Source organism: Oceanobacillus massiliensis str. N'diop (assembly GCF_000285495.1).
Classification (GTDB): Bacteria; Bacillota; Bacilli; order Bacillales; family Amphibacillaceae; genus Oceanobacillus; species Oceanobacillus massiliensis.
Map to the genome: position 1 here is coordinate 275,890 of NZ_HE610977.1, position 15,630 is coordinate 291,519.

Genomic DNA, 15,630 nt, shown 5'->3' on the forward strand with positions numbered 1-15,630 from the left:
CCGGCAATAACCAATGCACTCCCAATCACTGTGAGTAGAAAGGTTCCCCAATTATTTATAAAGGAAGAGTCAGTAAAATGAACTGCCAGCAAGAATCCGGTAATGGTAGTTATTAAATTCGAGTTCACAATACCTATTTTAATAAGTGCTTTTATTTCTGAAATGAACCTGGAAATTTTTTGCTTATTCGATACAGCAGCATTTCCGATCACTTCAGTATATGGTGTTTCTACTTTATTCATTTTATCCCCCCTTCAAATCCGGGCAAAAAGACATGATAATAATCAGAATACCACATAATAATTTGTATTCTGATATCCATTCTAATTGTATCACGAATTTAATTTACAATCTAATTAACCTACTTGTAACATTTTACAACATATTCCCCATTAGTATGTGTCGAAAATGTGAAACAATAACAATTGTTAAAAAGAAAGTAAAATATGTACTACATCCACTAATACATGTACTTGCACTGAATTGACAACAGTCATCCCTATACTATTTCTAGCAAACAAAGGCGATTTATGCAAGACTTTTTTATCTGGTTAGTGAAAACAAGCCCTAAACATGATACTATTACAGTTATGTGTTTCAGCAAGTTTTCGAACTTATTTCATTGCATTGGACTATCACTAATATTATTATTAATCTATTGAAAAGAAATGATTTATTATTTATTCATTAAAGTGAGGCTATATTGGTATGATAAAATATTTAAAAATCCTTTCAGTAATCGCAACAATTGGGATGCTGCTGATTCTGCTTGGCGGCGCGTTAGTTACGAAGACCGGCTCACAAGATGGATGCGGAGAAAGCTGGCCGCTATGTGAGGGTGAGGTAGTACCGAGCACATTTACCTTTGAAATGGTAATTGAGTTAAGCCACAGAGCCGTAACGGGTATAGTAGGCATCGTTGTGGTCGCTCTCGCGGTTCTTTCATGGGTTAAAATCGGAAATGTAAGGGAAGTGAAATTCCTTTCGTTTTGCTCCGTTTTTTTATTTTTCTTCAGGCTCTGATTGGGGCAGCGGCAGTGATGTGGGGTCAATCCGACTTTATACTGGCGGCTCATTTCGGAATATCTTTAATATCTTTCGCATCTATATTCCTTTTGATGCTGCTGATTTTTGAAATCGATAAGAAATTTGATAGTGCATCTTTATTTATCAAAAAGAAACACCGTATAGAAATTTATGCGTTATCGCTCTACACGATGGCCGTTGTTTATACAGGGGCATTGGTGAGACATACCGAATCAAACCTCGTGTGTGCTGATTGGCCCTTCTGTACGAATACTTCTCCCCTTGGATTTTCTGGCTATAGTTTTAATCAATGGGTGCAAATGGGACATCGACTAACAGCAGCTATTCTTCTTATATGGACGCTGCTGCTTACAATCAGGATTATCAAATATTATCGATCCAGTAAAATTATGTATTGGGGATGGATAATCGCCTGCTCTCTTATATTCCTGCAGGTTTTCTTTGGTGCAATGATTATTTTTACCCTATTAAATCTCGGTGTAGCTTTGATGCATGCACTGGTTATCTCTTGCTACTTTGGAATGATTAGTTATTTTGTGCTATTATCCACAAGAAGCGGAAAACATGAAAAAACAGGAAGCAAATCATAATTTGCTTCCTGTTTTTTTATCATTACTCAAATTCTATTAATAAATCATTGACTTCAATAGTGTCTCCGCTACCGACATGAATCTCTTTAATCACTCCTGAATATGGTGCCTGAATAGTAGTTTCCATTTTCATAGCTTCATTCGTAAGCAAATGGGCACCTTTATTCACCGCATCACCCTTTGAACAATTAACCGAAAGCACTGTTCCGGGCATCGTGGCACCAATATGTTTGGTATTCGACTTGTCTGCTTTTGGCTTTGTGGCAACCATTGATTCAAGGCTATTGTCCCTTATTCTGATTTCACGAGATTGACCGTTCAAATCAAAGTAAAAGACACGTGTCCCATCCTCTTTCGGTTCCGAAATGGAGACCAATTTGACAATCAGTGTTTTGCCTTTCTCTATCTCAACTTCTATTTCTTCACCCAGTTTCATTCCATAGAAGAAAGTAGGTGTATCCAGTACAGACATATCACCATATGTTTCACAGAACTTCGTATAATCCATAAAAACTTTAGGATATAAGGCGTGTGAAATCAAATCAAAGCTTGTTACTTGACGATTTAATGATTGGAATAGCTCTTCCCTGGCCTCTTTAAAGTCCACAGGTTCAAGCAATTCACCCGGCCGTACAGTAATAGCCTCTCTGTCTTTAAGGATTATTTTTTGCAGTTTCTCAGGTATTCCCTGATACGGTTGACCGATATACCCTTGTGCAAATTCGATTACAGAATCCGGAAAGTCTATCGTGTTTCCCTTTTCATATACATCTTTCTCTGTCAGGCCATTTTGCACCATAAATAAGGTCATATCACCGATTACTTTAGAAGAAGGCGTAACTTTAACAATATCCCCAAACATATCATTTACTTTCCTAAACATTGTTTTGACTTCATTCCATCTATTCCCGAGTCCGACAGCCTTAGCCTGCTGTTGCAGATTACTGTATTGCCCGCCTGGCATCTCATGGAAATAGACCTCTGTATGCGGAGCCTTCATTCCACTTTCAAAATCCTGGTAATACCCTCTGATCCCTTCCCAATAATGGGACAGTCCTTCATATGCTTCAATGTCAATTCCCGGTTGCCTGCTAGTGCCTTCAAGTGCATGATAAAGTGTTTGGACACTTGGCTGGGAGGTTAATCCTGCCATTGGACCTGCAGCTATATCTACTACATCGACACCCGCTTCTATTGCTTTAGTATATGTCAATATGCCATTCCCGCTTGTATCATGTGTATGCAAATGAATTGGAAGGTCGATTGTCTCTTTTAAAGCGTATATCAATTGGTAGGCCGCTTCCGGTTTCAATAATCCTGCCATATCTTTAATTCCTAATACATGTGCACCGGATGCCTCCAGCTCTTTGGCCATATTTTTATAATAATCCAGATCGTACTTTTTACGTCCTTTATCCAGGATATCCCCTGTATAGCAAATAGCAGCCTCGGCAACTTTATTGCTCTCGCGAACAGATTCGATAGCAAGCTTCATTCCTTCAACCCAGTTAAGGCTGTCGAATATCCTGAATACATCTATCCCTGCATTAGAACTTTTCTCAACAAACTCTCGAATAAGATTGTCAGGGTAATTTTTATAGCCTACTGCATTACTTGACCGAAGCAGCATCTGAAATAAGACATTAGGCATTTTTTCACGAAGTTTTATAAGCCTTGTCCATGGATCCTCTTTCAAGAATCTGTAAGCAACATCAAATGTAGCTCCGCCCCACATTTCAACGGAAAAGAGATTGGGGGCTAAACGTGCAGTCGGTTCAGCAATCCGCAGCAAATCGTTCGTTCTCACCCTCGTGGCAAGCAACGATTGATGTGCGTCCCTGAATGTCGTATCGGTCAGCAAGACTTCATCTTGTTCCTTTAACCATTTTGCCAGTCCCTCTGGACCATGCTCATCGAGTATCTGTTTTGTTCCATTTGGAATCTCTTGATGTCGATCCACTTCCGGTATCAGCAATGGAGAAAAGGATGGTTTCTCCTTTTTGGTCAATCCTTCAGCACCGTTTAGTGTTGTATTTGCGATGTAGGTAAGCATCTTCGTACCACGGTCTTTCCTTGCTGGAAATACAAACAATTCCGGTGTTTTATCAATAAAAGTCGTATCATACTTACCAGAAAGAAATTTATCATGCAAAATAACATTTTCCAAAAAATGAATATTAGTTTTGATTCCGCGAATTCTGAATTCCTTCAAATTTCTAACCATTTTGATTGCAGCCTGCTCAAAACTCAGCGCCCATGTGGAAACTTTCACGAGTAATGAGTCATAATGCGGTGAAATCACAGCGCCCTGATAGCCGTTCCCAGCATCGAGACGGACGCCGAATCCCCCACCAGTACGATATGCATTTATTTTTCCGGTATCCGGCATAAAGTCATTTAATGGGTCTTCCGTTGTTACCCTTGATTGAATGGCATATCCGTTAATCTTGATATCTTCCTGATTTGGCACTCCGACTGCCGGGTCATGCAAACTTAGCCCATCGGCAACCTTTAGTTGAGTCTGTACTATATCCAATCCAGTAATAAGTTCTGTGATGGTATGTTCCACTTGAACACGTGGATTTACTTCAATAAAATAAAATTCATCTTGTGTGACGAGAAATTCAACAGTGCCGGCGTTAACGTAACCGACATTTTTCATCAAGTCAACTGCCGCTTTGCAAATCTCATTGCGGCGCTCATCTGTCAATGAAAGGCTTGGTGCAACCTCTATTACCTTTTGATGCCTTCTCTGAACGGAGCAGTCCCTTTCATGCAAATGGACAATATGACCATGCTTATCGCCAAGAATCTGTACTTCTATGTGTTTGGGATTTTGAATGAATTTTTCCAGATATATCTCATCATTTCCAAACGCAGCTTTTGCTTCTGATTTTGCCCGGTTATAGGCTTCTTTGGCTTCCTTTTCCTCATGGACGATCCTCATTCCGCGACCGCCGCCGCCTAAAGACGCCTTAATAATAATCGGGTATCCGTATTTTTGACCGAACTTTTCAACTTCATCAATTGAAGTAACTGCACCGCCACTGCCAGGTATAATAGGCAGGTTCGCTTTGACGGCCTGTTCCCTGGCCTTCACCTTGTCACCGAACATATTTAAATGCTCGCTTGTCGGCCCGATAAAAATAATTCCCTCTTCTTCACAGCGCCTTGCAAAGTTAATATTTTCTGACAGGAATCCATATCCAGGATGGATTGCATCAACATCTACCTCTTTAGCCAAATCAATGATTGCTTCTATATCCAAATAGGCATCAATTGGTTTTTTGCCCTGGCCAATCAGGTATGCCTCATCTGCTTTGAAACGATGAAAGGAGGCTGAATCCTCTGTTGAATATACAGCCACCGTACGGATATTCAGTTCCGTACAAGCGCGAAACACCCGGATCGCAATTTCCCCTCGGTTTGCTACAAGTACCTTGTTGATATTTTTCAATTCTGCCATCTTTTTCCACCCCTATTGTAATTAATAGTGCTTCTGTTTCTGCTTCCTTCTGCTTTCTCCTCTGTTTCCCCATTTTCCTGCTTCTTAACATACATTGCAATATTATTTAAGATCCCCATAGAGATCAACATAATCAGAAGTGATGAACCACCATAGCTGACAAACGGCAGCGGAACCCCGGTAATCGGCAGCAGCCCGCTGATTGCTCCCAGATTGATAAATGCCTGGATTGCAACCATGGAAGATATCCCGATTGCCATTAAAGCACCGAAACTATCATTACATTTTCTAGCAATAAAAATCCCTCGCAGAACGATGATTGCCAGCATTCCTACTATAATCAGCACCCCGATAAAACCTAATTCCTCGGCAACTACTGCCATAATAAAATCTGTATGCGCCTCCATCAAGTATCCAAGTTTCTGCACACCATGCCCTAATCCTTCTCCATTCATACCCCCTACACCAATCGCTAAATAAGATTGAATCAATTGGTATCCATCTGAATCAGGAGTTTCAAAAGGCTTATATGCACCTGTAAAACGCGAGAGTCTCTCGTCTGTCACCATATACGGAACCGCCAGCAGCGCCAGACCAAGGCCGACCGCAATCAGAATCGATAAATGCTTTAACCTAATACCTGAACTGAAGATTACGGAACACGCAATCAGGAAAATAATCGATGCAGTTCCAATATCCGGCTGCATCACGACCAATCCCAGAATAATTCCGGTCATAATCAGCGGCGGCAGGACTCCTTTATTGAATTCATTGATATATGACTGCTTTTTCGAATACACCGAGGCCAGATACATTATGATCCCCAGTTTGGCGAGCTCCGCCGGCTGCATACTGAATGGCCCGATTTGAAACCATGACTTGGCATTGTTAACGGAATTACCAAAAAACAAAACGGCAACCAGCAAAAATACGATAATCAGAATGATGAATTTCATTAACTTTTGATAATATTTATATGGGAAAATACTGCAGAAAATAAAACCCGCTGCGCCCAGTCCAAACCAAATCGATTGCCTGACAAGATAATACGTACTTTCATTCCCCTCAACGACTGCCGTCACCATACTCGCACTATAGATCATGACTATTCCGAAACAAGCCAAGAGTATAGGTGTAATGATAAGTGTAAAATCATAATCTTTCCATTTCTGTATCATTCTGCTTCTCCCTAACATATGTAATTTAAACAAGGTCTTAAATCCATTTATCTGCGGACCAAAATCCATTAATGGATGTCTATTTATCTCTTTTTATTTTGACCGACTCATTAATAGGCAAAGTACTTTAAACAAAAAAACCTTGCCAATTATATGCTGGCAAAGTTTTTGCTTCATTGTACCGTTACGCCATTGCATGAGCGATAAATCATAAAGATTTTTGGGAAGCTTCATGCAGTATATTAAGCTTCTTCTCCAGATTCTCAAGAAGCGCTTTACCTTCATTCTCGCTGATTAAGTTCAGACGCACAGCAAAATCAATTTCCCTTGAAAGACCGAACATTTGCGTGTCCAGTACATCCTCATAAACCGGACATTGCGGCATCGTCAGATTTTCTATTTGAACTTCAATGAGTCGTAAAATGTTGTCAGCGTCAGCCTTAAGAAGGGCGTGGGCTTTCTCACGATGATCTATAGTAGTCACCTCAGGCATCAATTGGATCCCCTCCACTTAAAAGACTTTCTTTTATATTATATTATCGTTAGCTACTGGAAAATGCAAATAAAACAAGGAAATTTATATAAAAATAATTCATTACGAATGAAATTATCAATAATGTCTGATATTCTAAATGAAGATACATAATTAGGGGTGAATATAATGATCGTACCAATTACCGGAAATGTCTCCTACTCCATAACTTTAGATCCTACCGTCTGGATATTTGACGACAGAAAGATTTTATTGGAAGAAGCATTTTCAACTCAGGGCAGTGAGAAAGAAGAGATTGACCCATTGCAAACAGCTTCAGAGAGATTTAACAGGGAAGTTCTCGATACGAAAATGAATCGGCCGCCTGTTAATAGAAGCATCTCCAAGCTTGAGGGAGAAGCAATTTTGACCAATTCCTATGTGATGCCATTGCATGACTTCATAACAAATGCCGAAATAAAATCGGACGCTATTGATGCAACACTTGTAACAAGTGCAGATGATGATGTGACGGTTACGCTTGACGAACTGACAAATGGATATTTTTTATTTGCTCTGGATGGGCAGCCTTTAAGAGATGATGGACCGGTCCACTTTTATTATAAGGACGGTTCAAACGTCGAAAGTCCCATTAAAAAATAAAAAAATAGTCATCAATTAATCAAAGTCTGCTGTTGAAGCAGACTTTTTTATATATTTTTTATCTGTGAACAGAATCTAGCTCCTTTCAAGAGTATATTTTTAAGCAATTTAACCAAAATAAGTTCATCAGCTATTAAATCGAGGAGGTATGCTGCATGAACCTGCAATTAAATATACTTTTACTGGCTATCGTATTGTTTTTGTCTGCATGTAATCAAGGGCAAGAGGATGATCCATTGGCCAGTGAAGACCCGAATACGGACCGAATCGTGCAAGTTAAGAATTCTGATCCATCACAGAATCCTGATTTAGATAACAATGAGATTGCGGAACATCTGGCTGAAATCGCATCCGATATCCCTAACGTTAATCAAGCATCAGCAGTTGTAGCCGGTCCATATACGGTTGTCGCAATTGATGTCGACAAAGATCTTGACCGTTCAAGGGTAGGAACTATTAAATATTCGGTCACCGAAGCATTGTACCATGATCCCTATGGAAAAACCGCGGTAGTCGTTGCAGATGGCGATGTCATGGAGAGAATTGAAGGTATGGGAAATAAAATAAGCCAGGGTCATCCAGTCCAAGGAGTTGTCGATGAGCTAGCAGCGATTGTCGGTCGCTATATGCCTGAATTTCCAGCAGACGAGGACCGAGCCCCAGAGCCTGACCAAAATAAGGAAATTATAGATGAAGAAGATGAACAAAGATTAGATGATATCCAGGATGACCAATCCAACCAGCATAAAAACAGCTCAGATTCAAATCAATAAATTTACAATAAACAGCCTCAGGCCGATTAAAAAGGTTTCCCACTCAGGAAACCTTTTTCTTATGATTCGTTTTCTACTCATTTAAACCCGGATCCAGTGTAACTTCTTCTATTAGCTACCTATCTTATGATATACTACAGATTAAGAAATACTAAACCCTGGGTTGAGGTGAAATTATGCAAGTCAAATGTTCTCTTTGCGACAAAGTGGAAGAAATAGAGGATTATTCTTTAAAAGCGAAAAGATTGAGAAACAGAAGAATTTATATGTATCTGTGCACTCCCTGTTATGATCGAATTGAGGATAGGACCAACAAGCGCTTAACTACAGGGAAATTCAGATTGTATCGCGAAAATAAAAAAGTGGATCAATACCTATAAATTCCTATATTAAAAAACGCCTATGATGTCTGAGCCCCTTCAGTTAGACTTTTTGTTGTCCAACTTATCGGCCCGCATCAGTAAAGGCGTTTTTTTATTACTGTTTATTTGCTGATCTTTGTTTATAAAGTCTGAATCTGTATATTGCCAGCACTAATATGATGACAGAAAGACTTTCTATTGTCGGCATCTTCATAACCGTTGTGAAGATAGTTAAGATAAAAGTACCAATCAGCAGCATCACATAAACGAAAATAGTTTTCCCAACAGGAAGTTTCCTGGCAAACCCAAGCTCATATGCAATCGCACATAAAATGAAATTTATCACAAAAAATATCCAAAATATATTTTCAATGCCGCCGTTGATTTCCACTACCATATCAAATACAAATGCATCCATATAAATCCCCCACTATCTAAATAAACCCTTTTACCATCATACTAAATCTTTCCGGTTCATGCCAGTTCTTTGAAAATCTATTAGAGAGTTATTTTTGAAGATTTTCATATTTTGATATATACTATTGGTGATAGAAATAGAGGTGCTTTAATGAAAAACATTAATTTTCCTATGCTGTTTTTGGCTGTTTTAGTCATTGTTATGTTGATATTAGTAGCTTTCTCGATTGCCTTACGTAATATTTGGCTTATTTTATTATTTCTAATATTGGCATTTGGACTTTTTGGCTATGGTTTCTCCATGAAAAAAGGAAGAAAGTGACATAGTCATTTTCTTCCTTTCTGCATATAGGCAAGGATTCTATGCTGAATCGATATGTTGCACGTAAGGATAGATGATTTATTCAGCATATCAAGTTCGCCACCATTGATATCCGTTGTAACACCACCCACTTCTTTCACCAGAATCATTCCTGCAGCAATATCCCATGGAGAAAGGTTCATCGATATATAGCCGTCAACAATTCCTTCAGCAGTATAGGCGAATTCCAGCGCAGCCGAACCATATGTCCTAGTGCCCCGTATATCCTTCACAAATTGCTGCATGACCTTTTCATCGATTAATCTATTTTCACATAGCCAGAAGTGATTCATCCCAATAATTGCTTCGTTTATAGTTGATTTCTCGTTCAGTGGAGATAGCCTTTTATCGTCTTTAAACGCACCTTCACCTTTTTTGGCATGATATAAGATATTTTCCATAACGTCATATATGATGCCTATTTCGCCTATACCATCCTGGTAGATTCCTACCGAAATAGCAAAATTCCTTTTTTGATGGACAAAATTCATCGTGCCATCAATCGGATCAATTATCCAGACTGTTCCATCGAGGTTTTTAAGGTCATCACCATAGCCCTCTTCTCCTATAATGGAGTGGCCTGTAAAAGTCCCTTTAATCTTTTCTACAAAGAATTGCTCGGTTTCCTTATCCAATTTAGTGACAAGATCGTTCGCATTCGATTTCGTCTCGATGTCCAGTGGATCATTCATCTTGTCTCTAATGGATTCACCGGCTTCCAGTACCCATTTTATAGCCTGTTTATATATTTCATCACGAAGCACCACATCCATGTAAATACCTCCAATTTATATCTGTATCATTAATTGTATCAAAGTGGAGGCTGTACGTCATTGTATTTGAATGACCCCAATATGTATTCGAATATTATCGCAATGCTCCAATACATATTGGGGTCAGCACCTTATTCGTGTTCATTTTCAATTTGAAGCATCTGTTTTCTTAAATCTTCCAGCCGTTCCTTGGTCTTGATCATCTTCACTTTGTCTTTCTCCTGCATAGCATCGTAAAGGGTCACAAGTTCATAATCAATTTCCATTCGAATAACAGGTAATCTCTCCTGGGCCTCTTTCCTTCTTAAAGCTTCCATTACATACTTCATTTTTTCCACTTCCTCTCATAGCTTGTTTAATGCAATCCATCTGTCTTTCCTTTATTCTATGACTACGGCATCTTTTTGTTCGTGACTTTATTTAAGATTTTGATTTATTTTATAATCATTTCCCAATTGCCCTTATTTTTAAACATAGCTGAGAATTTCATCCCTATTTTTTATCGAAGTCGGCGGAACTTGACTTCCGTGACTAAATCCTTAATAATAATTATTATAATCTATGCATCAGGAAGGAATGAATCATTTGGCATTTCACGGGTTTGAGAAAAAAGACTTTACTACATTTACAATAGATGGCCTGGATGAAAGAATGGAAGCTATCCAGTCAAGAATCCAGCCTAAATTTCAGGAAATTGGATCGGAAGTTGTTGATCATTTGTCAGCTAAGTTAGGCAACGAGGTTTATTTACATATTGCAAAGCATGCAAGAAGAACGGTCAATCCACCAAAGGATACGTGGATGGCGGTAGCCGATAACAAACGAGGATATAAAAAACACCCGCATTTTCAGTTGGGATTATTTGATGACCATGTTTTCATATGGCTGGCACTCATTTATGAATTGCCAAACAAAAAAGAGATTGCTGAAGCTTTTATCGAAGAATTTGATGAAATAAAACAGTTACCTGATTCCTATGTCATATCTCTTGATCATATGCAAAAGGATTCCCTCAAGATTGACGAACTGGAAATGAAACATCTCGAACGATTCAGAGATGTTAAAAAGGCTGAATTTTTAATCGGCCGCCATTTCAGCGCAAATGATCCGTTATTGAACGACGGAGATAAATTTATAGAAGTGGTTAAAGAAACATACGATACACTGATCCCGTTTTATCAATTAGCATTACGTTCCCGTAACCAATAATGCTGAAAAAGATGCCATTTAATGGATAATCTACATTGCAGGACTTGAACCGTCATCTCATTAATAACGGAACATCGAGTGCAAAGAAAAACGAATAAGACCCAACCAAAAAAATCGCCTCTCTCGTGATTGTTGCTAACGTAGCAATCAATAATACGAGCCAGGCGATTTTATTATTCATATCAGGAATATATAGCCACTGTAGTTCGCTTCCCGTGATTATTCTATTCCGCGGGATTTCGGCGTTTTTCCGCGGTTCTCGGAGTTATTCCGCGCTTTCCTCGATTATTCCGCGTTTCTCCGGATTATTCCGCGATTCCCTCGATCATTCCGCGCTTTCCCGGATTATTCCGCGCTTTCCCGGATTATTCCGCGCTTTCCCGGTTTTTTCCGCGCTTCTCGGTGTTATTCCGCGGTTCTCACGATTATTCCGCGCTCCCCCGGTTTTTTCCGCGCTTTCCACGATTATTCCGTGCTTTCCCGGATTATTCCGCGATCCCCTCGATTATTCCGCGATTTCCACGATTATTCCGCGCTTCTCCGGATTATTCCGCGCTTTCCACGATTTTTCCGCGGTTCTCACGATTATTCCGCGCTCTCCTGGATTATTCCGCGCTCCCCGGCGTTATTCCGCGCTTTCCCGGATTTTACATTTTAATAACTGCTTCTGATGATGATTTTGCTTTTTTTATGGTTCTGTAGCTTGAATATCCTGAAGCTGTTTCGAACTCTGCAAAAAGCTTCTTTTCTTCGCTCTTTGAAGGGACGATTTGCTTGAAACGGTTATATACTATCAGAAGTTCCTGTCTGCTTACTTGTTTTTCATGTGCTTTTTCAATCATGCTGAAGAAATTTACAACATCGATGATTTCATTTGTAGACCATGTCTCATCTATCGGATATCCATAATTCATTGTCTCAATCCACCTCAATTGCTCCATTTATCTTTTATTGCTTCTGCTTCTTTTATAATACGTTGTATTAGAGTTTGTACGGTAGGAAGATCATGGATTCTTGCTGCCGATTGTCCGGCCCAGCCAAATCCTTCCGTTGCATCTCCTTCGTTAATGTATTTTTGATTTGCTTTGCCGCTTATGTATTCTTTCAAAGAATCATAACCAGCTTCCTGTTTCTCAATTTCCAGGATATGCTCTGTCCATTCATTTCGCAATGCTCTGGCAGGTGCACCGATTGACCTTTTAATTACGACAGTATCAGTCTCTGCTGCATCAAGAATCGCTTGCTTATAATTTGTATGTGCTTGTGTTTCTTTTGTGGCAATGAATCTTGTGCCCATTTCAATCCCCTCAGCCCCTAAGCTTAATGCCGCCATTAAACCGCGCCCATCCACAATCCCTCCGGAAGCTATTACAGGGATCGTCACACGTTCTGCAACTTGAGGAGTCAGTATGAATGAACCAACGTCTCCCCTTCCGAGATGGCCACCACCTTCCTGTCCAACAACCATAACTGCATCTGCTCCTAGCTCCTCGGCTTTTTCTGCCTGTCTTGCAGCAGCAACAAGTACAAGCTTTTTAATATCATGTCCGTGAATTAGGTCCAATACTCCTTTTGGATTGCCGCCTGTTACAGAGATGACGGGAACTTTTTCTTCAATTGCAACCTTTACCATTTGTTCAAATGGTCTGCCGTGCTGACCAATTGCAAAATTAACCCCAAACGGTTTGTCTGTCATTGTCCTAGCTCGCCTGATTTCTTTTCTTAATTCCTCTGGGTTTTGTAGGCTCATAGCAGTAATCTGGCCAAGCCCTCCTGCATTGGAGACTGCTGCAGCCAAATCGGCATACGCAAGGTAGGCAAGACCACCCTGAATGATTGGGTATTCGATATTCAATAGTTCTGTCACCCTTGTTTTTAAACTCATTTATATCCCCCTATAATATAGTTTACGGTAACTTCTCTGCTTTAATTATACTATTACCAATACCGATAAGAAAATAAATGGTCATAATCACTCTTTTAGCAAAATAAAAAGAGTTGCATAAAGGATGCAACTCATCGTTGAATATTAGTTATGTTCGTGACAAGAAGGACATGTTCCGTAAAGAGTTGTTACTTTCTCTTCTTCATAATGTTCAATAACTTGCTGGCAATCCTTACAAATTATTGTACCCATTAAGCCATCTCCTTTAATTGAATTATGTTAGCGTATACATATTATAATATGGCACATAAGAATAATCAACCCTTAATTAGTATAACACATTAAAAATAACGTTATTTTATTTATCTTCTAAAATCGTCTGTATTAGCCAAACTAAAGAGTGGCTTTTACACTGATAGGATGGAGACTGCAACAATTATTTTATTACATTTCTTACATTCATATTTCGATAGCGAATTAATAGTGGACAATTCAATTTCATTTGGATAACAGTTTTATAACAATACCAAATGCCTTACGTTCATCTGATAAACTTAAGTTTAAGAAGGAAGCAAAAATCTGAGTGAGGAAGTGCATAAAAAGTGATCTATAGAGTTGCAACACTGATTTCTATTTTATTTGTACTTGCTGCCTGTCAAAATGAGGATGGAGAAGTTGAAGTAATTACATTTAATCCTTATGATTACAATGTAATATTTATTCCTGAGAATAAAGTCGATGATAAGAATGAAATATATATTGATGCAATGATTGAGTTAAAAGCGGAATACCCATCAGAATTTAACAATGTGAATAAAATTGAGAAAGATCTTACAGCAATGGGGATCAAAGAAAGTAATGATGGACCGACACTTGTAATTCTGAAAAGCGGGGAAACTATCGCCAAATTATCAGGAAAGATGCCCAAACATGAAATAAAGGAACAGCTGGAGATTACATTAGCTGACAATAACATAAGGATGCCCCGCGAATATGGGCATCCTTATGTTATTTCAGCATTTAATTTTACATCATGTGAATCGGAGTTCCTAAGGCAACTTCTGCCGCTTCCATTGTAATCTCACCTAAAGTTGGATGAGCATGGATAGTTAACGCAATATCTTCCGCTGTCATTCCTGCTTCAATAGCAAGGCCGATTTCAGAAATCATATCGCTAGCGTTTGGTCCAGCAATTTGTCCACCGATTACTAATCCATCATCTTTACGTGTAATCAGCTTCAGGAATCCATCACTATTGTTCAGTGATAATGCACGGCCATTTGCTGCGAATGGGAATTTACCCACTTTAACATCATAGCCAGCATCTTTTGCATCCTGCTCAGTCAAACCAACTGTAGCAAGCTCAGGCTCTGTAAAGGCAACAGCAGGAATTCCGATATAATCCACTTCGGATTTTTCACCGCTGATTGCTTCAGCAGCAATTTTACCTTCATAAGATGCTTTATGTGCAAGCGGGGGTCCTGGAACGATATCACCGATTGCATAAATGTTTTCCACACTTGTACGGCATTGTTTGTCAACTTTAATAAGTCCACGATCAGCCATTTCGATTCCTACTTGTTCAAGACCGATTTCACTAGTGTTCGGACGACGGCCAACAGTTACCAATACATAATCAGCTTCAACTGTTTCTTCTTTCCCGCCAGCTTCATATGTTACTTTTACGCCGTCTTTAGTTTCCTCGACACCTTTAGCCATTGCTTCCGTAATGATGGAAGCACCTTTATTTTTCAGACGCTTTTTAACAAGCTGAGTCATTTGTTTTTCAAATCCGCTTAGAATATCCTTAGCACCCTCTAGGAACACAACTTCTGTTCCAAAGTTTGCATAAGCAGATCCTAATTCACTGCCGACATAACCGGCACCAATAACAACCAATTTCTTTGGAATTTCTTTCAAATTCAGTGCTCCAGTGGAATCAAGAACACGATCAGAAAATTTAAATGTCGGAATTTCAATTGGTGCAGAACCAGTCGCAATAATACAGTTATCGAATTTATATGTCTGGGAGGATTTTTCATCCATAACTTTCGCTGTATTGTGATCAACAAAGTATGCTTCACCTTTAACGATGTTTACTTTGTTTCCTTTAAGAAGGCTTTCGACACCAGAAGTTAACTTGTTAACTACTGATCCTTTCCATTCTTGTACTTTAGCAAAATCCACTGTTACATTTTCTGTTTTGATCCCAAGATCTTCTGAACCATGTGCACCTTCAGCCAAATGTCCAGCCTGGATTAATGCTTTTGATGGAATACAGCCAACGTTTAAACATACTCCGCCAAGAGCACCCTTATCGACAATCGTTACCTTTTGTCCTAATTGTGCTGCGCGAATTGCTGCAACATACCCACCAGGGCCTGCTCCAACTACTAATGTTCCTACTTCTATCGGAAAATCTCCTACTACCATT

At 39.3% G+C, this 15,630-nt stretch carries 18 protein-coding genes and 2 pseudogenes; 8 read left to right on the forward strand and 12 right to left on the reverse strand.

All coding sequences use genetic code 11. The features are described from left to right. Window positions 1–242, reverse strand: a pseudogene (locus OMHG_RS18565) (protoheme IX farnesyltransferase); the annotation flags it as partial. 466 nt (window positions 243–708) lie between these two features. Between OMHG_RS18565 and OMHG_RS06970 the strand changes: the two are divergent. Further along, window positions 709–1,637: pseudogene (locus tag OMHG_RS06970) on the forward strand (COX15/CtaA family protein). Window positions 1,638–1,659: 22 nt separating this feature from the next. Here the strand turns inward: OMHG_RS06970 and pyc are convergent. From pyc to OMHG_RS06985, 3 genes are all read right to left on the reverse strand, one after another. Further along, window positions 1,660–5,103: a pyruvate carboxylase gene (gene pyc / locus OMHG_RS06975; RefSeq protein WP_044476815.1), complete on the reverse strand. Its 3,444-nt coding sequence runs from the start codon at window positions 5,101–5,103 to the stop codon at window positions 1,660–1,662. Beyond that, window positions 5,091–6,281, reverse strand: coding sequence for a putative lipid II flippase FtsW (gene ftsW / locus OMHG_RS06980; protein WP_010649539.1), 1,191 nt, complete (start codon window positions 6,279–6,281; stop codon window positions 5,091–5,093). The genes pyc and ftsW overlap by 13 nt, the downstream gene beginning before the upstream one ends. Window positions 6,282–6,489: 208 nt before the next feature. Further along, on the reverse strand, window positions 6,490–6,774 hold the full coding sequence (locus OMHG_RS06985) for an Fpa/YlaN family protein (protein ID WP_010649541.1): 285 nt from the start codon (window positions 6,772–6,774) through the stop codon (window positions 6,490–6,492). A gap of 168 nt (window positions 6,775–6,942) precedes the next feature. On the opposite strand from OMHG_RS06985, the gene OMHG_RS06990 reads away from it, so the two are divergent. The 3 genes from OMHG_RS06990 to OMHG_RS17810 all read left to right on the forward strand — a co-directional run bounded on the left by OMHG_RS06990 (window position 6,943) and on the right by OMHG_RS17810 (window position 8,569). Further along, complete coding sequence (locus OMHG_RS06990) at window positions 6,943–7,416, forward strand: hypothetical protein (RefSeq protein WP_010649543.1); 474 nt, start codon at window positions 6,943–6,945, stop codon at window positions 7,414–7,416. Window positions 7,417–7,571: 155 nt separating this feature from the next. Further along, the gene (locus OMHG_RS06995; protein ID WP_010649545.1) at window positions 7,572–8,189 is read left to right on the forward strand and encodes a YhcN/YlaJ family sporulation lipoprotein; all 618 of its coding nucleotides are present in this window, start codon (window positions 7,572–7,574) and stop codon (window positions 8,187–8,189) included. A 176-nt stretch (window positions 8,190–8,365) separates the two neighbouring features. Further along, complete coding sequence (locus OMHG_RS17810; RefSeq protein WP_010649547.1) at window positions 8,366–8,569, forward strand: YlaI family protein; 204 nt, start codon at window positions 8,366–8,368, stop codon at window positions 8,567–8,569. Between the two features lie 97 nt (window positions 8,570–8,666). Here OMHG_RS17810 and OMHG_RS07000 read toward each other — a convergent pair whose 3' ends face one another. Then, window positions 8,667–8,969 carry a YlaH-like family protein gene (locus tag OMHG_RS07000; protein WP_010649549.1) on the reverse strand — a complete coding sequence of 101 codons (303 nt, stop codon included), beginning with the start codon at window positions 8,967–8,969 and terminating at the stop codon, window positions 8,667–8,669. 150 nt (window positions 8,970–9,119) lie between these two features. On the opposite strand from OMHG_RS07000, the gene OMHG_RS18570 reads away from it, so the two are divergent. Then, the gene (locus OMHG_RS18570) at window positions 9,120–9,290 is read left to right on the forward strand and encodes a DUF5325 family protein (RefSeq protein ID WP_161603061.1); all 171 of its coding nucleotides are present in this window, start codon (window positions 9,120–9,122) and stop codon (window positions 9,288–9,290) included. Window positions 9,291–9,295: 5 nt separating this feature from the next. Here the strand turns inward: OMHG_RS18570 and OMHG_RS07005 are convergent, their stop codons facing one another. Further along, window positions 9,296–10,102, reverse strand: a complete 807-nt coding sequence (locus tag OMHG_RS07005; RefSeq protein ID WP_010649551.1) for an inositol monophosphatase family protein — start codon at window positions 10,100–10,102, stop codon at window positions 9,296–9,298. 131 nt (window positions 10,103–10,233) lie between these two features. Next, complete coding sequence (locus OMHG_RS07010; RefSeq protein WP_010649552.1) at window positions 10,234–10,431, reverse strand: hypothetical protein; 198 nt, start codon at window positions 10,429–10,431, stop codon at window positions 10,234–10,236. Window positions 10,432–10,687: 256 nt separating this feature from the next. Between OMHG_RS07010 and OMHG_RS07015 the strand changes: the two genes are divergently transcribed. After that, window positions 10,688–11,311 (forward strand): YktB family protein, encoded by a 624-nt coding sequence (locus tag OMHG_RS07015; RefSeq protein WP_010649554.1) that lies wholly within the window; start codon window positions 10,688–10,690, stop codon window positions 11,309–11,311. Window positions 11,312–11,363: 52 nt separating this feature from the next. On the opposite strand, the gene OMHG_RS19235 is transcribed toward OMHG_RS07015, so the two are convergent. Then, the gene (locus OMHG_RS19235) at window positions 11,364–11,492 is read right to left on the reverse strand and encodes a hypothetical protein (protein WP_272913371.1); all 129 of its coding nucleotides are present in this window, start codon (window positions 11,490–11,492) and stop codon (window positions 11,364–11,366) included. 34 nt (window positions 11,493–11,526) lie between these two features. Between OMHG_RS19235 and OMHG_RS18280 the strand changes: the two genes are divergently transcribed. Beyond that, entirely contained in the window at window positions 11,527–11,982 is a 456-nt protein-coding gene (locus OMHG_RS18280) for a hypothetical protein (protein ID WP_147629026.1), read from the forward strand. Here the strand turns inward: OMHG_RS18280 and OMHG_RS07020 are convergent. The 3 genes from OMHG_RS07020 to OMHG_RS17815 form a co-directional block, all read right to left on the reverse strand. Continuing rightward, window positions 11,959–12,225, reverse strand: a complete 267-nt coding sequence (locus OMHG_RS07020; RefSeq protein ID WP_010649556.1) for a UPF0223 family protein — start codon at window positions 12,223–12,225, stop codon at window positions 11,959–11,961. The genes OMHG_RS18280 and OMHG_RS07020 overlap by 24 nt on opposite strands. A gap of 14 nt (window positions 12,226–12,239) precedes the next feature. Beyond that, entirely contained in the window at window positions 12,240–13,196 is a 957-nt protein-coding gene (locus OMHG_RS07025; RefSeq protein ID WP_010649558.1) for an NAD(P)H-dependent flavin oxidoreductase, read from the reverse strand. 144 nt (window positions 13,197–13,340) lie between these two features. Beyond that, window positions 13,341–13,448 (reverse strand): GapA-binding peptide SR1P, encoded by a 108-nt coding sequence (locus tag OMHG_RS17815; RefSeq protein ID WP_010649560.1) that lies wholly within the window; start codon window positions 13,446–13,448, stop codon window positions 13,341–13,343. Window positions 13,449–13,798: 350 nt separating this feature from the next. Here OMHG_RS17815 and OMHG_RS07030 point away from each other — a divergent pair, with 350 nt between their 5' ends. Beyond that, window positions 13,799–14,275 carry a YbbN family protein gene (locus tag OMHG_RS07030; protein WP_010649563.1) on the forward strand — a complete coding sequence of 159 codons (477 nt, stop codon included), beginning with the start codon at window positions 13,799–13,801 and terminating at the stop codon, window positions 14,273–14,275. Here the strand turns inward: OMHG_RS07030 and lpdA are convergent. Further along, on the reverse strand, window positions 14,223–15,629 hold the full coding sequence (gene lpdA / locus OMHG_RS07035) for a dihydrolipoyl dehydrogenase (protein ID WP_010649564.1): 1,407 nt from the start codon (window positions 15,627–15,629) through the stop codon (window positions 14,223–14,225). The two genes, OMHG_RS07030 and lpdA, sit on opposite strands and share 53 nt — an antisense overlap. Between the last annotated feature and the right edge of the window lies 1 nt (window position 15,630).